This window comes from Okeania sp. SIO2F5, assembly GCF_010692685.1.
Taxonomy (GTDB): Bacteria; Cyanobacteriota; Cyanobacteriia; order Cyanobacteriales; family Microcoleaceae; genus Okeania; species Okeania hirsuta.
Map to the genome: position 1 here is coordinate 1 of NZ_JAAHGU010000053.1, position 17,839 is coordinate 17,839.

At 39.2% G+C, this 17,839-nt stretch carries 16 protein-coding genes and 1 pseudogene; 10 read left to right on the top strand and 7 right to left on the bottom strand.

Annotation, left to right across the window (positions count from 1 at the left end):
* Positions 1-372 precede the first annotated feature (372 nt).
* Positions 373-825: a nitrate reductase associated protein gene (locus F6K27_RS17395; protein ID WP_287275547.1), complete on the top strand. Its 453-nt coding sequence runs from the start codon at positions 373-375 to the stop codon at positions 823-825.
* 245 nt (positions 826-1,070) lie between these two features.
* Here the strand turns inward: F6K27_RS17395 and rimM are convergent, their stop codons facing one another.
* The gene (rimM, locus tag F6K27_RS17400; protein ID WP_287275518.1) at positions 1,071-1,700 is read right to left on the bottom strand and encodes a ribosome maturation factor RimM; all 630 of its coding nucleotides are present in this window, start codon (positions 1,698-1,700) and stop codon (positions 1,071-1,073) included.
* Between the two features lie 557 nt (positions 1,701-2,257).
* Positions 2,258-2,419, bottom strand: coding sequence for a hypothetical protein (locus tag F6K27_RS17405; protein WP_287275517.1), 162 nt, complete (start codon positions 2,417-2,419; stop codon positions 2,258-2,260).
* Between the two features lie 159 nt (positions 2,420-2,578).
* Between F6K27_RS17405 and F6K27_RS17410 the strand changes: the two genes are divergently transcribed.
* From F6K27_RS17410 to F6K27_RS17420, 4 genes are all read left to right on the top strand, one after another.
* Positions 2,579-3,892: a tetratricopeptide repeat protein gene (locus F6K27_RS17410; protein WP_287300900.1), complete on the top strand. Its 1,314-nt coding sequence runs from the start codon at positions 2,579-2,581 to the stop codon at positions 3,890-3,892.
* A 358-nt stretch (positions 3,893-4,250) separates the two neighbouring features.
* A complete protein-coding gene (locus F6K27_RS33715; protein ID WP_375340854.1) occupies positions 4,251-4,472 on the top strand; it encodes an IS200/IS605 family accessory protein TnpB-related protein in 222 nt (73 codons plus the stop codon).
* A gap of 60 nt (positions 4,473-4,532) precedes the next feature.
* Positions 4,533-4,652 (top strand): zinc ribbon domain-containing protein, encoded by a 120-nt coding sequence (locus tag F6K27_RS33720; protein WP_375339658.1) that lies wholly within the window; start codon positions 4,533-4,535, stop codon positions 4,650-4,652.
* A 273-nt stretch (positions 4,653-4,925) separates the two neighbouring features.
* Positions 4,926-5,600 carry a HEAT repeat domain-containing protein gene (locus tag F6K27_RS17420; protein WP_287275511.1) on the top strand — a complete coding sequence of 225 codons (675 nt, stop codon included), beginning with the start codon at positions 4,926-4,928 and terminating at the stop codon, positions 5,598-5,600.
* Positions 5,601-5,607: 7 nt separating this feature from the next.
* On the opposite strand, the gene F6K27_RS17425 is transcribed toward F6K27_RS17420, so the two are convergent.
* Together F6K27_RS17425 and F6K27_RS17430 are read right to left on the bottom strand one after the other, a co-directional pair.
* On the bottom strand, positions 5,608-6,630 hold the full coding sequence (locus F6K27_RS17425) for a formylglycine-generating enzyme family protein (RefSeq protein WP_287275510.1): 1,023 nt from the start codon (positions 6,628-6,630) through the stop codon (positions 5,608-5,610).
* Positions 6,631-6,889: 259 nt separating this feature from the next.
* Positions 6,890-9,469 carry an arylsulfatase gene (locus F6K27_RS17430; RefSeq protein ID WP_287275508.1) on the bottom strand — a complete coding sequence of 860 codons (2,580 nt, stop codon included), beginning with the start codon at positions 9,467-9,469 and terminating at the stop codon, positions 6,890-6,892.
* Between F6K27_RS17430 and F6K27_RS17435 the strand changes: the two genes are divergently transcribed.
* Complete coding sequence (locus F6K27_RS17435; protein ID WP_287275507.1) at positions 9,459-9,629, top strand: hypothetical protein; 171 nt, start codon at positions 9,459-9,461, stop codon at positions 9,627-9,629. The two genes, F6K27_RS17430 and F6K27_RS17435, sit on opposite strands and share 11 nt — an antisense overlap.
* A gap of 240 nt (positions 9,630-9,869) precedes the next feature.
* On the opposite strand, the gene F6K27_RS17440 is transcribed toward F6K27_RS17435, so the two are convergent.
* Positions 9,870-11,564 carry an arylsulfatase gene (locus tag F6K27_RS17440; protein WP_287275506.1) on the bottom strand — a complete coding sequence of 565 codons (1,695 nt, stop codon included), beginning with the start codon at positions 11,562-11,564 and terminating at the stop codon, positions 9,870-9,872.
* Between the two features lie 165 nt (positions 11,565-11,729).
* Between F6K27_RS17440 and F6K27_RS17445 the strand changes: the two genes are divergently transcribed.
* The 4 genes from F6K27_RS17445 (at position 11,730) to larB (ending at position 16,517) form a co-directional block, all read left to right on the top strand.
* Positions 11,730-11,888 carry a hypothetical protein gene (locus F6K27_RS17445; protein WP_287275504.1) on the top strand — a complete coding sequence of 53 codons (159 nt, stop codon included), beginning with the start codon at positions 11,730-11,732 and terminating at the stop codon, positions 11,886-11,888.
* A gap of 121 nt (positions 11,889-12,009) precedes the next feature.
* Positions 12,010-13,014 carry an AraC family transcriptional regulator gene (locus tag F6K27_RS17450; RefSeq protein ID WP_287275502.1) on the top strand — a complete coding sequence of 335 codons (1,005 nt, stop codon included), beginning with the start codon at positions 12,010-12,012 and terminating at the stop codon, positions 13,012-13,014.
* A gap of 261 nt (positions 13,015-13,275) precedes the next feature.
* Positions 13,276-15,051, top strand: coding sequence for an ABC transporter substrate-binding protein (locus F6K27_RS17455; RefSeq protein ID WP_287275500.1), 1,776 nt, complete (start codon positions 13,276-13,278; stop codon positions 15,049-15,051).
* 635 nt (positions 15,052-15,686) lie between these two features.
* Positions 15,687-16,517: a nickel pincer cofactor biosynthesis protein LarB gene (gene larB, locus F6K27_RS17460; protein ID WP_287275498.1), complete on the top strand. Its 831-nt coding sequence runs from the start codon at positions 15,687-15,689 to the stop codon at positions 16,515-16,517.
* A gap of 316 nt (positions 16,518-16,833) precedes the next feature.
* Here the strand turns inward: larB and F6K27_RS17465 are convergent, their stop codons facing one another.
* Both F6K27_RS17465 and F6K27_RS33725 read right to left on the bottom strand, forming a co-directional pair.
* Entirely contained in the window at positions 16,834-17,532 is a 699-nt protein-coding gene (locus F6K27_RS17465) for a pirin family protein (protein WP_287275496.1), read from the bottom strand.
* Between the two features lie 198 nt (positions 17,533-17,730).
* Positions 17,731-17,829, bottom strand: a pseudogene (locus F6K27_RS33725) (CDGSH iron-sulfur domain-containing protein); the annotation flags it as partial.
* Positions 17,830-17,839: the final 10 nt, after the last annotated feature.

Genomic DNA, 17,839 nt, shown 5'->3' on the forward strand with positions numbered 1-17,839 from the left:
TAATATTAGGGCTAAATAGGGCTTGCTGATTAAATATAAAAGCATTGACATATAAAGACAAGTGCCTTTTTTGGAATGAAAAAAGTGCGCCTGTTTCAGTCTAAAACGCTCAAAAAGTTAGTATTTTAGGCGCATAGTTGGGCAGAAAAATCACTCTTACAATTCTTACTCCTACTTCCTCTAAATTCCCATTTATCCTGTCTCCTGTCTTCCCCTCCTGGGAGGGGTTGGGGGTGGGTTATCTCCTGTCTCCTACCCCTACTAAAATACTTTTTCAGCAAACCCTAAATATTAGGAATAGAGCAAAACTACGAGCCTAATCATAACTGTTTTACCAGACATTATATAAAACTGAAAAATCAAGAAAATATGATGAATAATTATTTTGAATTTGAGCAAGACTTTGTAGAATCTCTACGATGTATTCCCATGATAGTCCGTTATAAATTAGATACCTGCGGAGTTAAATTAAAATTATCTCACTGGCATCAATTTAATCATTTAATTCGTCAAGAGCTAGTAGATAAATCTTGCACTACACCAGAAGAAATTAAAAATTATCGAGAGTGGCTATATGAGTTAGTAATTCAACATACAGATACTCCTGCTAAAGAATTATCTATAGAACTAAATCCAGCTTGGATGGATGACACAAAAATTCCGGATGCTGTTCAAATTAAAGCTCAAGAAACAGGGGTTGAAATTAAATTAGAAAAATGGAAAAATCTAACTCCACTACAAAGATTTGTTCTGATTAAACTTAGTCGCCCAAGCCATGAAAATAAAAACTTTTTACCTGCTATTAAAGAATTTCAGTTGATGTAATTTTTTAGGGAGCATCTCATAGCAAGCAAAAATACTTTTTTTCTATATATTCCCTGTTGCCTGTTGCCTGTTGCCTAAAAGCGATAATTTTTTGGCTTTATCATTTTCTTTGTGGGTTTAATACCCCACCGTCTACAGGGTGTTCAAAACTACTTGGGGTTAGAATCCCCATGTAATTTTCCTCCTGTCTCCTGTCTCCTGTCTCCTGTCTCCTTCTTCAATCAAAATTGAGATGCACCCATTTTTTATAAGTCAATTAAACCTAATGGAGGAGTAATTTCAATAACACCTTTTTCAAAATTAACTACAGGAACAATTTCTTTGACAAAAGGAATTAATAGATTTTGAGGAGGAGAAGACTTCGGTTTTTTCTGATGTTTTTTACGCCTACTTCTCCCACTTTCTTGTGGTGGTTTATCTTGAGTAATAGTTTCAGAAATAATCGGAGTATCTGTAGATATTTTTTCTACCTCTAATAAATCATTTCCTGCTGAAATCATACTCACAACTTTACCAATAATTTCCCCATTTAATTGATTAATAACTGTCAAACCAATTAAGTCTGGTAGATAAAATTCATCCTCTGCTAGTTGGGGGCGATCGCCTCGCTGAATGAACAAATGACTATTGCGTAATGCTTCAGCTTGTTCGCGATTTTCAATCCCTCCCAACTGTATCACATATAAATCTTTACCAGGAAGATAACGACCACCCAGTAACTCAATATCTTGGGGGTCTACCTGACCTGGTTGTAATAACCATCTTTTTCCTGGTTCTAAGAATCTTTCTGGAAAGTCAGAGTTAGGATATACTCGCAACTCTCCTCTCAAACCTTGAGGAGCAACAATTCTACCAATTTCAATCCATTCAGACATTTTTAATTCAAAAATCAAAAATCAAAAATTAAAAGTCAAAAGTCAAAAATTTGCTATTTCTATAATAGACATCTCCAAAAATCAAAAATCAAATCAATTATAGTACAGAAATTATCAATTATTCCCCTCCCAGGAGGGGTTAGGGGTGGGTTCCCTATTCCCTATTCCCTATTCCCTCTTTTGGAGGAGATGTCTAATGCTATAGATAAAAATATTATTAGTTTATCATTTCCCTTATGGGTTTAATACCCCACCGTCTACACGGTGCTCAAAATTGTTTGGGGGAGCGAATTCCCATGCAATTTTCCCTCCTGACTCCTGACTCCTGACTCCTGACTCCTTCTTCAAGGTAGAAGGAAGAAGTAAAAATCTGATAACTAATAACTGATAACTGATCTTTCCCTCTACTCCCTACTCCCTCATTTGGAGGAGATGTCTAATGCTATAGATAGAAATATTATTAGTTTATCATTTCCCTTATGGGTTTAATACCCCACCGTCTACACGGTGCTCAAAATTGTTTGGGGGAGCGTAGACGCGGAGCGGCTTGTCGAAGACTATCCCCATGCAATTTTCCCTCCTGACTCCTGACTCCTGACTCCTGACTCCTTCTTCAAGGTAGAAGGAAGAAGTAAAAATCTTACAACTGAGAACTGATGACTGATAACTGATAACTGAAATAACGTTGTCTGAGTTTTAAGTTGTCGATCTGTCCTCATATCATGTCCGGATAATTAGTGATCAAAAAACTTTCTCCTTCTCTTTCTTCTTCTTTATTTCCTTATGACTCCTGAAGACTGACTCCTTCGTCGTTTATTTATAACTGTTCAACCGGACATGACATAATACCAAATTTCAAAAAGTTTGCTATATATAACATGGTAGAGTTTTGCCACAAGCAGATGTTAAAAAACCTCAATAAAGGCTTACCAAAGTCAATTTATATTTTAATTATAACCCTAATATTTTCTATTAGTGGAAATTCTGCGTATAGTCAAGGTAAAAAGGATAAAATTAACGATAATCACCAACAAAAAAATGATTTAACGTTATTATCTGTATTCCCAGAAAATCAAAATTTTGCAACTCATCAAATTGAGAGTTTACTAGCTCAAAATCAGGAAAAAGTAGAAAATTTTCAACTGAAAGAAGAAATTCGTAGTCGCGTGCGAGAAGAAGTAGATTATACATTTCGTCATGCCACATCATTGCTCAGTATTTTTTTGATTTTGCTGACTTTATTTCCCACTTCTGCTGCCATTTGGATTTGGTTTCTTCAGACAAAATTATCTAACAAAATTTTTATTACAGAGCAAGAAATTGAAAGTTTTAAATATGACACAATATCTCAGTTAAAAGAAATCGTCAATGAAGCTCAAATAATATTAGATGAACTGCAACAACAAAGTCAACAAGCCGACGAAAAAATAGAACAACTGCAAAAGGATACATTGATTCAATATTCTGCTGCTAAAACTGATAATTCTGAACCGTTAATGATGGCAAATGATTATGCTAAACAAGCAGATAAATTTTTCTTTGCAGGTAGACTCAAAGAAGCTATTTATTCTTACAATCAAGCCTTGAAAATTCATCCTGAAATGGCAGATACTTGGAATAATCGAGGGGTGGTATTGACAAGATTAAAAATGTATGATGAGGCGATCGCTTCTTATGATAGAGCTTTACAAATTCGTGCTGATTATGCTGATGCCTGGAATAATCGTGGTGTTTCTTTAATAGAATTGCAGCATTATCAAGAGGCAATTAATTCTTTTGAACAAGCAATTAAAGTTAAAGCTGATTATGCTGATGCCTGGAATAATCGTGGTGTTTGTTTAGCAAAAATTCAAAAATATCAAGAGGCAGTTAAGTCTTATAATCAGGCAATTGCTATTAAAAATAATTATAGCGATGCGTGGAATAATCGAGGAGTTGCTTTGATGAAGTTAGGTATTTATGGAGAGGCGATCGCTTGTTATGATAATGCAGCAAAAATTAAACCTGACTTTTTTAGTGCTTGGTATAATAAGGCTCGTTGTTGTGTGTTGAAAGGTGAAGTTGAAGCAGGCTTAAAAACCTTGAAAAAAGCAATTAGTCTCAATGCTAGTAGATGTCAGGAAATGGCAAAAAATGAACCAGACTTTGACGATATTAGAAATCAAGAAGTATTTAATAAATTGATTGATTAATAAGTAGTAGATTTGCAGTTTACAATAAACCTGTTCCCTCCATACCTATTCTCTCTTTTCTGGATAATAATTATATTTTCCTATGCTTTCTGTCTTTCCTCTGTTATCTTTTACTATTAGACCAAGCGTGAAAAAAGAATGGGTGCATCTCATAGCAAGCAAAAATACTTTTTTTCTATATATTCCCAGAACCCAGATCCCATATCCGGTGTTCCCTAAAAGCGATAAATTTTTGGCTTTATTCAAAATTGAGATGCACCCAAAAGAATATTATGAATAATAAGAGTAATTAAAAGAATCTACTGGGTCAAATGATTATCAAAAAGCCAGGCTTAAAGTAGCTAGGATACACGCAAAAATTAAAGATTCAAGGCTTGACTATACCAATAAACTGACAACCCGACTCATCAAAAGATACCAAACGATAGTAGTTGAAGATTTGGCAGTAAAAAACATGGTTAAAAATCACAACCCACCCCCATCCCTTCCCGGGAGGGGAGCAAGAGGGGTGGGTAATTATGCCAACTGGGGAGAATTAGTTAGGCAATTAGAATACAAAGCAGAATGGTACGGTCGTTAATTAATCAAAGTTGACCGATATTTTCCCAGTTCTAAGCGTTGTTCTAATTGTGGTCATGTAGTGGAAAAACTACCTCTAAGTATTAGAGAGTGGAATTGTCCAGAGTGTGGTAGTCACCATGACAGGGACATAAACGCTTCGATAAATATTTTGCGGATGGGAACCCGCGGGGTACGATAGACCCAAGGGAACGCCCACCAAGAAGGCTGCAGGACTCGCAGTTTCTAGGGGAGCCGTCGGATTGGCGACGTACTGTGGAGCCACTGTAAGACCCGAAGGGAGTAAATCCCGGAAGGCGGGTACTATGTTAACGCAGCTCCTCTGTCAAGAGGCAACAGAAAGCCCCTACCAGCAATGTGAGGGAATGCCGCGCTGTCTCATAGAGCAGCTTCAGGAGGGTGTCAATAACTATAATATAAGATAAATGTAAAGTTTTACAAATAAAGGCCAAATATGCAAAATATGAGTTTAGAGCAAATATCTGTCCAATTAGATAGTGAAAATTCTCGCGATCGCCTCCTTGCCCTGGCCCATCTAAGAGAAGTATCTGCTACTGAGGCAGTACCTTTGATTAAAAAAGTATTGAATGATCCAAATTTACCAGTACGCTCCATGGCAGTATTTGCCCTGGGTATAAAACAGACAGAGGAATGCTACTCAATTTTAGTAGAATTGTTAGAAAAAGATGCAGATTATGGCATTCGCGCTGATGCGGCGGGGGCGTTAGGTTATCTAGAGGATATTAGAGCTTTTGAACCCTTAGCGAGAGCATTTTATGAAGATACCAGTTGGTTAGTACGTTTCAGTGCGGCAGTTTCTCTGGGAAACCTGAAAGATCCACGCGCCCATAATTTATTGATAGAAGCTTTAGATAATCAGGAGATGGTGATACAACAAGCAGCGATCGCGGCTTTAGGAGAAATTGGAGACTTAGAAGCAGTGGAGCATATTCTCAAATTTGCCCTTTCCGAAGATTGGTTAATTCGCCAACGTTTAGCAGAAGCTTTAGGAAATATGCCTACTCCTAAGAGTATATCTGCCTTGAAATATTTAGAAAAAGATAGTCATCCTCAAGTATCTCAAGCAGCAAGCATATCTCTGCAACGTTTATCTGCAGTAGGTTTATAACTATTAGCTATAAGAAAGGTGTAATTAAACGAAAACCAATATGGGTTGTTCCTGTATCAGGCGCTTGAGACTCTCTGGCAGCAGGTCTATAGCGACTACAATAATTTTTAGCACAGAGGTGAGAACCACCTTTAATGACGTGTACCGCACCCTCACCAGGTTTTTGGGGGTCAAAACTTTCCGCTTGTCTAGGACCTTCTGGGTTAACGCTATGAGCCATGTTCTTGCGTTCAACCCGATACCAGTCGGCAGTCCATTCCCAAACGTTACCTGTCATGTCATACAAACCGTAACCATTGGCTGAGAACGAACCAACGGGAGCAGTTCCCAAGTAGCCATCTGCTTTCGTATTGAGAAAGGGAAAAAATCCTTGCCAGGTGTTGGCTTTTTTAGCAGAATATTCTTTACCCCAGGTGTAAGTAGATTCTTTTAAACCACCTCTGGCAGCATATTCCCATTGAGCTTCAGTGGGAAGTTGTTTTCCTGCCCACTTGGCGTAAGCTAAAGCATCTTCGTAGGCAATATGAACAACCGGATGTTTTTCTTTCCCTTTAATATTGCTATCGGGGCCGTAGGGATGTTGCCAGTTTGCCCCCACAACCCAATGCCACCAACTCAGATAAGCGACTTGTTGAATGCCTTCTGCGGGAGGTTCAAAAACAAGAGAACCAGGCGATCGCTGTTCATCGGATAAGTCAGGAAATTGTTCTTTTGATAGGGGACGTTCGGCTACAGTAACGTAACCTGTATCTTCAACAAATTTGGTAAATTCGGCGTTGGTAATTTCGTGGGAGTCAATGCAAAATGAACTGACACTAACATCTTCAACAGGTAATTCTTCGATAAATTCTGGTTGCTCCGATCCCATTTTGAATTCTCCTCCGGGAATGAATTCCATATTTTCGGGACAAGTTGAAGAGGGTGCGGCAAACGCATTCGGACTAAAAATAGTAATGGCAAGAATAAAAACACTGAGAACAATTAGGAGTTTTTGAATATAATTTTGAGAATTATTCATCATTTGAGTCATAGAATTATTATTTATATCATACCGTTTTGTTTGTAGTTGGGCTTTAGCCCGCTAAATATGTATCTGGGCTAAAGCCCAACTACGAGCCTAATTAATTCAAGGGAACATGATCAAGAGGGAAATCTCCGGGCTAACTATAGCCCGGATGTTGAGTTAACACCGTAGATTGGGTTGAGGAACGTTTCGCTACGCGACATGAAAAGCGCAGCTTATCCGCAGGATAAACCCAACCTACACTCTGAATATCGAATAGCGATCGCTATTTGCTTGAATAATGTTTCTCAAGCTGCTGAATGATTATGTCCCAGAAGTCTTCATTACTCATATCTTCCGAAGCTTGGATTGGCTCCTCTTCCGAAGTTGGGAAAATTGGGAGGGGTTCAATTTCCGAGGCCAATTTGACTTCAACCTTGTTGATAGTTCCGTCGAACTCAAAAGGAACTTCATCGGCATAGTCTAGGGAAACCGGAGCCCCCAGATCCCTGCCGACATCGAAGGTTTCACTGGCAGTGAAGGCTGACCCGACGACTTGTTCGATCTTGGTTCGACCGACTTCTGAACCATCCACTTCTATAACCACTTCACCAGGTGAAGTGGGACTCTCGATGTTTGTGTATACTTTAATGGTGTGATGACCAGGATCGATCGGTGCATCTGATGCAGCCTTATAACGTTCTATAAGCAGCATATTGTACTCATACTTGAGAATTCCCTGGTCCATAAACAAGCTCACACCGCCACCGGAACCTCCCAAAGCATAGAGAACGCCGGAAGCATTTTCACCCAGATCGACATCGATCGTAACCACGTTGCTCTCACGACCTAGGCCTGGTGCAGTGAATTCGGGCATACGAGTTGTGTTTTTATCAAAGATCCACTTACTGTAGGGACTCGCGATCCGGTCTTTGGGACTAATGCTAATCCAGAGACCGCCGCCAATGGGAAAGACCTTATTTGCTTCTGCTTCTTGCAAGAATAGTTCCTTCATCATCTCCAGAATATCTGGCTCTTCGGCTGCGAGATCGTTCTCCTGCGTGAAGTCTGTCGTTAAGTCGTATAACTCCCACACATCCTCGCGAGAATCCCAATCTTGTAGATTTACATCGTCAGTACTCCATGGTCTATTAGGGCCTAACGCTCCGGCAAACCAGCCATCGAAATAGATACCACGACTTCCCATATTCTCAAAATACTGAATTTTCTTCTTGTCGGGAGCATCCGGAGCCTCGAAGGTGTATTTCATGCTGACACCATCAATCGGATCTTGGATAAAGCCATAGAACTCTTCCGGTGGAGTAATTTCCAAGATATCGTAAATGGTGGGGGCGATATCGTTGACGTGATGGAACTGGGAACGGACGTTGGAGGTGTACTTCTCGTCGTCAATCCCTTTAGGCCAAGATATCACCAAGGGATTTCGAGTACCGCCGAAGTGAGAGGCAACCAGCTTAGTATAGGGAAACGGTGCATTTCCAGCCCAAGCCCAAGCTGCATTGTACATATTTTCCGTTTCCGCTGTTCCCAAGGCAGCAAGACCATCACAATCTGTGTCAGTTTCAGTGCAAAAATACTTCTCGAGAGCTTGGAGTTGTTCGTCTACGGTCTTGACAATATTGTTCGGGGCGAGCAGTTCGCTGATGCTACCCTTTTGGCCTTCAGCACTGGCACCGTTGTCGCCCCAAATGTAAAAGATTAGGGTGTTGTCTCGAATGCCTTCGGCTTCCAGTTCGTCAACGATCTTGCCGGCTTGGGTATCCACATCTTCTACAAAGGCAGCGTAAAGCTCCATCAAGCGGATTTGGAACTCCTTTTGATCTTCTGGAATTTCAGTCCAAGCCTCCATCTCTTCTGGTCGAGGGGTATCGACGGCATCGTCTGCTATCGGAAGCCACTCGTCCATACCTTTCTGGCGCTCAAATGTGTCCTCACGCAAGGCATCCCAGCCATCGTCAAACTTACCTTTATATTCATCAGCTAAATGGTTGAAGATGTGATGGGGACCGTGGGCGGCACCGGGAGCCCAGTAGAGAAAGAAGGGTTTGTCGGGGGTATAAGCTTGACGCTGGCGCAGCCAAGTAACCGCCTGATTTGCCAAATCTTCACTCAAGTGATAAGGCTGTGTTTCCTCTTCGTCGAAGTAGTGGGGGGGTTCGATAGGGTTTGTATTTTCAAACAGCCGTGGCTCATACTGGGAGGTTTCTCCAGCGAGAAAGCCGTAGAAATAGTCAAAGCCATGTCCGGTTGGCCAGCGATCAAACGGTCCCATTTTGGTGGTTTCATTTGCTGGCGTGTTGTGCCATTTACCAAAGGCTGCCGTATTGTAACCATATTCCCGCAATACTTCCGGCAGTGTTGCCGTAGTTTTGGGAATGACGCCCAAGTAACCATCCCAATCTGTTGATAGTTCTGTAGTAGTGCCGGAGTGGGCTCGGTGGTGATTGCGCCCAGTCAAAAGGGCTGCACGAGTGGGAGAGCAGATGGCAGTGGTATGGAAGGTATTGTAGGCAATTCCTTCATCCCACAGGCGTTTAATGGTGGGAGCATGGATATTACCACCAAATGCTTCAGCCTGCCCAAATCCCACATCATCCAGGAGAATAACCAAGATATTGGGGGCATCATCGGGTAGATAGTTAGGTTCTTCCCGTCGGATCATCTCGGACTCTTCTAGAGTCTCATTGGCGGTACTCGCGGAAGGTACGGGAGGGAAGGGTAGCACCGTACCGTCAGCAGTTTGTGCCAAGACAGGGGGAGCGATAGTCCCCAATAGGAGAGAGGTGGTCATCGCAAACACTACGACACCTCTCAAAATTCGGTTCAAAAAACCGTTGAAAAACATAGATAAAACCTCAGAAAAGGGGTTAACACGCATCTCAGGCCACATCCCAAAACACAATCTGGCCTTGGGATGGGCTGTAGAGTTCCGAGCTAGCGATCGGGACTCTACAGCCTTGGCTGAATTAGAGATGCAAGAGTTTTCCAGGGCAATAATTCTATGAGGGTGGGTAATTTCAGTTATCAGTTATCAGTTATCAGTAGAGAGTGAACCTCCGACTAAACTCGGAGGCTTGAAAGACTGAATTAAAGATTTCTCTTGGTCGATTGGATATGGCGAGGAAACCTCGCCATCCCACCCTTCGGGAAGCTCCGCTAACGACCGCTTTTTCATCCCCTTAAAAGGGGAGGCTTTAGACGTCGTTTTTTGGTAACACCCACCCTACAGATGACCAGGTTCAGAGCTAGTCACCCACGCTCACGCTAATCTCATCAATGATTTCATCAATAATCTTGTCAAGATCGGAGCTAAAGGGAGCCTGACTGGGAGGATATTGTTCAAAAGTACCCAGGTATTTCTGGACAATGCCAAACGCTGGCAGCAACAAATAATTCCGGCGAGTCCACCAATCGTTGTAATTATTGGAATCTGTATCTGCTCGTTCATAAGGATCGCGACGTAAGTTAAATAGCTTAGGTAGACGCAACTTCACAAATGGCTCCCGCCAAACATCGGAATAGTGCGCTCGTTGTTCTAGGAATACTACTTTCCAATCCCCAACGCGAACCCCTGGTAGTTGAGCTTCATCATTGAAGTAGATGAATTCTCGACGTCGCCCATGTTCACTTTCAGGATTTGTCAAGTAAGGAAGTTGATTATACCCATCTAGATAAGTTCCACATAAATTAGTCGATCCATCCTCAGGACAATCCTCTTTCAAGATTTTTTTCAGGTCATCTACACCTGCTGCTGCCATCAGCGTTGGTACCCAGTCCAAGTGAGAGAAAATTTCGTGAGAAACAGTTTCCGCAGGAATATGACCAGGCCAACGTACCAAAGTCGGAACGCGATAACCAGCTTCCCAGTTGGTGTTCTTCTCACCTCGGAAGGGACTCAAACCAGCATCAGGCCACATATTATAATGGGGGCCGTTGTCAGTGGTGTAGATAACAATGGTATTATCTGCAATGTCTAGATTGTCCAGCAGCTCTAGCAACTCTCCCACATGACCATCATGCTCTAACATTCCATCGCCGTAGAAGCCCTGGCCACTAATTCCCTCTACATCATCATCAATATGGGTATATAAGTGCATCCGGCTGGGATTGAACCAAGTGAAGAAGGGTTTATTGTTGGTAGCAGCGGTGGTGATGAACTCCTTGGTACGATTGAGAAATTCACGATCAATCGTCTTCATCCGTTCAATGTTCAGTGGACCAGTATCTTTGCAAGACTGATAGCCCAATTCTTCAAAGCGTCGGCTTTCTAGTTTCTTGAGCGGTCCATTAGGAAGCGGCGCTCCATTCTCATCCAAAATCGGCTCTGTGATATAATCATCTGATGCCTTGCAGTCGAGAACCCCGCGAGGGCCGATGCCCTTGGCAAATAAGCCATCTGGCCCGCCTGGATAGTCTACGTTTTCTGGCTCTTCTTCCGCATTTAGGTGATAGAGGTTGCCAAAAAATTCGTCAAAACCATGGACGGTTGGCAGAAACTTGTTCAAATCTCCAAGGTGGTTTTTACCAAACTGTCCTGATACATAGCCCTGAGACTTCAACATTTCTGCTAAGGTCGGATCTTCGTCCTGAATACCAAAGGGCGCTCCAGGGAAACCGACTTTTAGTAAGCCAGTTCGCAGACCATTTTGTCCGGTGATAAATGCCGCCCTACCTGCAGTACAGCTTTGTTCGGCGTAGTAGTCGGTGAACAGCATACCTTCTTCGGCAATCCTATCAATATTAGGAGTGTCGTAACCCACAATGCCTTTTTCATAGGCACTGATATTAGTCCAGCCAATGTCATCGCCCATGATGACTAAAATGTTGGGTTTTTCTGTAGTGGCCAAAGCCGGGGCTGCCGGGAACCAAGGCAAAATCCCTGACACCACAAGCAATAGGGACATCGCCATAGCGACACCCATTTTCATGGAACGAATCACAAAAATGATCTCCTTAATTAATTATTTATGTAGCTTCAAAAATTTATCTCACACTTAATTTATTAAAAAGCTTTCAGCACTTCAGTAAGCTTTGCTGATAGCTAGTTAAACAGGAACCAAAAGCTGCAATGAAAGAAGTTTAATGGCGATTGGTTATTCCGTGAGATGGACTTTAGAGTTCCAAGCAAGCGATCGGAACTTTATCAGTTGAACACCCTTGAATTGATCTATCGAATTAGGATGGGCTATACCCACTCCGTAGCACAACGGAGTAATCCGAAGATTTCTAAAGTTACTTTAGTGGTAATTTATCTCTGTGGATAATCAAAAATTGAAACTTTCTCAGTTATACAAATTAAATAACTAAGTTGAAGTTGATATTAGTTTTACTTATAGCTAATTTGATTATTTTTTTTGATGGAGTGATGTAAAAGTAAGTTGATTTATGGATACAAACAATAGTAAAATAGCCCAAGCTCAAGATGCTCCTGGGATAACCAATCCGAAGATTATCTCCAAATCATTTACAGATGTGGAGTATTTCAAAGAGTTTTATGGTAAGCATGAAGTAATACAACTTACTCCTGGTTCTCTTCAAGGTAGTTTTTTGTCAATTCAGCTTGGTAACTTATATTTCGTATCTCATCAGGTGAACCAAGGAGTTCAATCTTTTGGTGCTCCTAGAAAGCAACACATATGTATTGCGATAGTTTGGTCTGAGAATGAAAAGGAATGTTACTCCATGCGTTATCCTCTCCAACCTCAAAGGACTCTTTTTGGTTTCGATAATAGGGAAGCAGACCTTATATTTCCTCAAGGTGGAACGATGACAAATATTTTAATCCCTATTAAAACTTTTCATGCTTATGCAAACCAACTACAACGCCACGATCTAGACGATAATTTCCGAAGTAAAAATCATATAAATTTGCTCCCAACAGGGATGAATGAAATTAAAGATTACCTGAAACAACTATTTTGGTTAGCAGTACACAAACCGACTTGGTTTCACAACCCTCACATCGAGAAACTCATTACTGATGATTTCGTTCCTTTGTTAATTAGTCAGATTCCCATCAAGTTAAATTCTAAGTCTTTTCTCAAACCTTCCCGAAGAGAACAGTTGATTGCCCAAGCAGAGCAAAAAATGTTAGCACACTTGGAAACACCTCTGACTTTAAAACAACTAGCTGAAAATTTAGGGTGTAGCAGTCGTGCGTTATCTTTTGGTTTTAAAGACTTATTTGGCGTGAGTCCGATGCGCTATCTCAAGGTGCGACGACTGAATGCAGTGCGACAACACCTGAAAGCAAGCGAACCCGAAAATTGTACTATAAGCATCCTCGCCAGTGAATTTGGGTTTTACAGTCCATGTCATTTTACTCAAGATTACAAAACTATGTTTGGGGAGTTGCCTTCAGAGACATTGCGAAAGACTGCAAAAAGTTAGTTTGGGTGTGGATGGTTAACGAAGTCAGAAGTTAGAAGTCAGAAATAAGAAGTTGTTTTTGTAAAGGGGATTAGAGCAAAATTCCAAAAACGTTTCCCCTTAAAAGGCGGGGTTGAGCGACCCAATTATTTTGATAAAATATCTCTGGAAATTATATCATACCTAGTTAAATACTTATAAATAAATTTATTTGCTCACAACAGAAATATTTTTGTTTAATTTGGTATTATCTAGTTACAGAGATATATAAATTACCTCAAGATGATTAACTTTAATACCCCAAAAAATAACTATCGTAAATTAGCAATTTTATGCACAGTTATTTTAATATTTTTCCTGAGTTCTTGTAGACCAGCACCATCAAATTATCAATCTCGTCTGGTAGTTTCCACACCAAGCGATGCTTCTACTTTTAACTATCCATTAAATCAGTCAGCATATAGTGTTTTTGGTTATATTTATGACGGCTTAATTATTGAAAATGGTGTAACAGGAGAATTAGAACCAGCATTAGCTGAATCTTGGGAAGTTTCCGAAGACGGACAAACAATAGTTATTACTTTACAAGAAAATTTGAAGTGGTCAGATGGAGAACCTTTAACTGTTGATGATGTGGTATTTTCCTATAACGAAATATATCTCAATGATAAAATTCCTAGCAGCTTTAAAGATATTCTCAGAATCGGTCAAAGTGGTGCTTTACCAACAGTAAAAAAAATCGATAATCTCCGTGTAGAATTTTCTACCCCCGAACCTTTTGCTCCTTTTGTCAGATATGCCGGAGGATTACCTATTCTACCTGCTCATGTTTTAAAAGAATCAGTTCGTACTACTAACTCGGAAGGAGAATTAAACTATCTCACAAAATGGGGAACTGATACCCCAGTCACAGAAATTGTTGGTAATGGTATGTATCGCATCAAAAGTTATACTCCAAATCAACGAATTATTTTAGAAAAAAATCCATTTTACTGGCGCAAAGATGATCGGGGAAATAACCTGCCTTATATTGAAAATATTGTCTGGCAAGTCATCGAAAACACAGATAACCAACTATTAAATTTTCGTTCTGGAGAACTAGATACAATTCAAGTAGCAGCAGAAATGTATCCTCTGTTAAAACGAGAAGAAAAACGAGGCAAATATACTATTTATAATGGCGGTCCTACATCTGCTTCTAGCTTTATTTCTTTTAATTTGAATGAGGCAAAGAATGCTCAAGGTCAACCATTTGTCAAACCCTTTAAATCTCGATGGTTTAATAATAAAACTTTTCGTCAAGCGATCGCCTATGGAATTAATAGGGAAGCAATGACCAATAATATATACCGTGGATTAGGTGCGCCCCAATATTCACCAATTCCAGTCACCAGTCCTTTTTATTTCTCTCCTGAAGAAGGCTTAAAAATTTACAACTATAACCCAGAAAAAGCCAAAGAACTTTTACTGAGTGCTGGCTTTAAATATAATCAAAATGGTGAATTATTAGACAGTGAAGATAATAGAGTAGAATTCAATTTATTATCAAGTGCGGGTCGGAAAGTTAGAGAACAAATGGCAACACAAATTAATCAAGATTTAGCCAAAATAGGTATTAAAGTAAATATGCAGTTTCTTAGTTTCAATACTTATGTAGAAAGACTATCTTTATCCAGAGATTGGGAAGCTTATCTAGGAGGTTTTATCGGAGGAAGTATTGAACCTCATGGTGGTTATAATATTTGGTCTGTCAATGGTAGATTACACACTTTTAATCAAGGACCTCAACCTGGAGAAGACAACATAGAAGGTTGGAAAATTAATGATTGGGAACAAGAAATAGACGACCTTTATATTAGAGCGTCTCAAGTGCTAGATGAAGAAAAACGAAAAGAAATTTATGGTCAAGCACAGCAAATTATTGCTGAGGAATTACCTTTTATATATATGGTCAATCCTCTAGAATTTGAAGCTATACGAAATCGGATTAAAGGAATTCAATATACTGAACTTTCCGGAGGTTTTTGGAATTTATATGAACTCCAAATTTCTGAGTAAAGAAGGAAGAAGCAAGAAGGAAAAAGGAAGAAGCAAGAAGGAAGAATCTTATATTTATATTGTTTAAGTTTTAAGCTTTTGATTTGTCTTCACCTTTCCTTCGACTGCTATAACTAAAAATAAAGGTAGTCTTGCATAGTAATGGTATACAAAAACAATGAATACTTGGCACGGGAGCAAGATGTTCCCACTGTCATGCTTTCTAACAAAAATAATGACAATGCACGACCATTACGATGCACAACTACCCAATTCACTTGCAAATAAAAAGTCGCTCTACAAGGGCGAGACTTCAAACCCACTTTTTCGGTGAAATAGAAAGCTAAACAAATTATCTCAAGAAAAGAGGGAACAGGGATAAATAATTGACAATTTATAGATAATAATTGCTTTAATTTTTGATTTTTGGAGATGTCTAATATATCAATTATTAATTGACAGCACTTTGCAGATTATTAGGTACAATGCTCAAAGCAATAAGTCAGTCTAGTAGTAGACTATTTTATCTTAAATGTTGCAATAGATGTAGGTTTGATTGAGGGACGATCTTCGTAGCTTATCCGTAGGATCAACCCAACAACAATCTTTCTCCCCTACTCCCTACTCCCTACTCCCTTATTTATTTATTTATTCTAATGAAATCAGAAGATTTAAAGCAGTTATTAACAGCAATTTCTACAGGAGATGTAACTCCAGAGTCAGCTTTAGAAAAGCTCAAGAATTTTGACTTTGAAAATGTCGAAAATTTTGCCAAAATTGACCACCATAGAAATATCAGAACAGGTTTTCCTGAAGTCATCTGGGGACCAGGAAAAAAACCAGAACAAATTGTGAAAATTATGGAGGTAATGAGGAAAAATAATCCTGTAGTAATGGCAACAAGAATTGAACCAGAAATTTATGAAGAGTTGCAGGACAAAATTGCTGGTCTTTATTATTATCGAGATGCAAAAATATGTGCAATTATTTCTGATTTTCCTACTCCAAAACATCAAGGTATTATTACAATTGTCAGTGCTGGTACTGCTGATTTAAGAGTAGGAGAAGAAGCAGCAGTTACAGCTACTCTTTGTGGTTTTTCTGTAAAGCGACTTTGGGATGTAGGGGTAGCAGGAATACATCGTTTATTAAGCAATAAACATTTAATTGCAGAAGCAGATGTACTAATTGTAGTAGCAGGAATGGAAGGTGCTTTGCCTAGTGTAGTTGCAGGTTTAGCAGATTGTCCTGTTATTGCAGTACCTACAAGTGTAGGTTATGGAGCTAATTTTGATGGTTTAGCTCCACTATTAACAATGTTAAATTCTTGTGCGCCAGGAATAGGTGTTGTGAATATTGATAATGGTTTTGGAGCAGCTATTTTAGCAGGACAAATTATTAGGACAGGAGAGAAATTGGTTAACAGGAGAAGTCAGGAGTCAGGAGTCAGGAGTCAGGAGGGAACAAGAAGAAGTTTTAAGGTATAATATTATATATCTTTGAATATTCACAATAAAAAATTTAGGGAATAAGGAACAGGGAACAAGGAGAAATTTATCAGAGAAAACATTTTTATTATGGTTAATTAATGAGACTTGATATCAGGAGAAAAAAGTTTTTTTGTCGCTAATTATCAGGACATTACATTACACCACTTTAAAAAAAAGAATGTTATGAATAATAAGTGTGATTAAAAAACACGTCCAAGAAATATCTCTTTGACAAAAAAGATAATTTACGACATCAAAAATGGTATTCAACTTATTAATTCTGACTCCTGACTCCTGACTCCTGACTCCTGAGTTATGCTAAATCAAATAAAAGAATTTCTGCATCTGACTTAGCTGTAATATAAACATCATTAATTTCGCTTAAAGCAGCACCATCACCTGCTTTTAAAGATAAATCATTAAGGTCTATTTCCCCACGAGCAACTTGAACCCATCCGTAACGTTCAGCATCAAAAGAATAAGAAAAGCGATCGCCCTGTTTCAAAACACCTGCAAATAAATCCACATCCTGATTAATTTTTAGTGCCCCATTTCTACCATCTTTCGCAACTATTAAATTTAATTTACCAGAGTTTTTTTCTATATCAAAATAACCTTGACTATATGTTGGTTTTAAACCTCTAGAATTTGGTAGTAACCAAATTTGTAAAAAGTGAACCTCCTCAGATTTTGAATGGTTATATTCACTGTGCATAATTCCTGTACCCGTACTCATGTGTTGTACTTCTCCAGGATAAAGTACAGCACCATTTCCTGCACTATCTTGATGCTCTAATGCTCCTTCTAAAACATAAGTAATAATTTCCATATCTCGATGTCCATGAGTTCCGAAACCATTACTAGGAGAAACTCTATCTTCATTAATTACTCTCAGAGAGCGAAACCCCATATATTCGCGGTCAAAATAGTTAGCAAAAGAAAATGTATGATGAGTATCTAGCCAACCATAATTTGCGTGCCCTCTTGCTTCAGCTTTTCGTATAGAAATCATTCTTACTACCTCCGAAAAATTTGATTTTTTTGTGAAAATTAAACTTTAATTACTAATATTAATTTTGACTAATAAAAAAAATTAATAACTAGGTTGAATAACTGAAATTATTTGATAATTTATGTTTGATTACTCCCAACTAATGTTGCATAATTGTGATTTTGCAGAAGTTAATTTTCAGTCAAAATAATTGTTTGATTATGCAACACTAACAAATGAATATTTTATTGATAATTTAGCGTGAGTCCCATCACAATAAGGAGGATTATTAGTATACTTACAATTACACAGTGCTACACTATTTTTC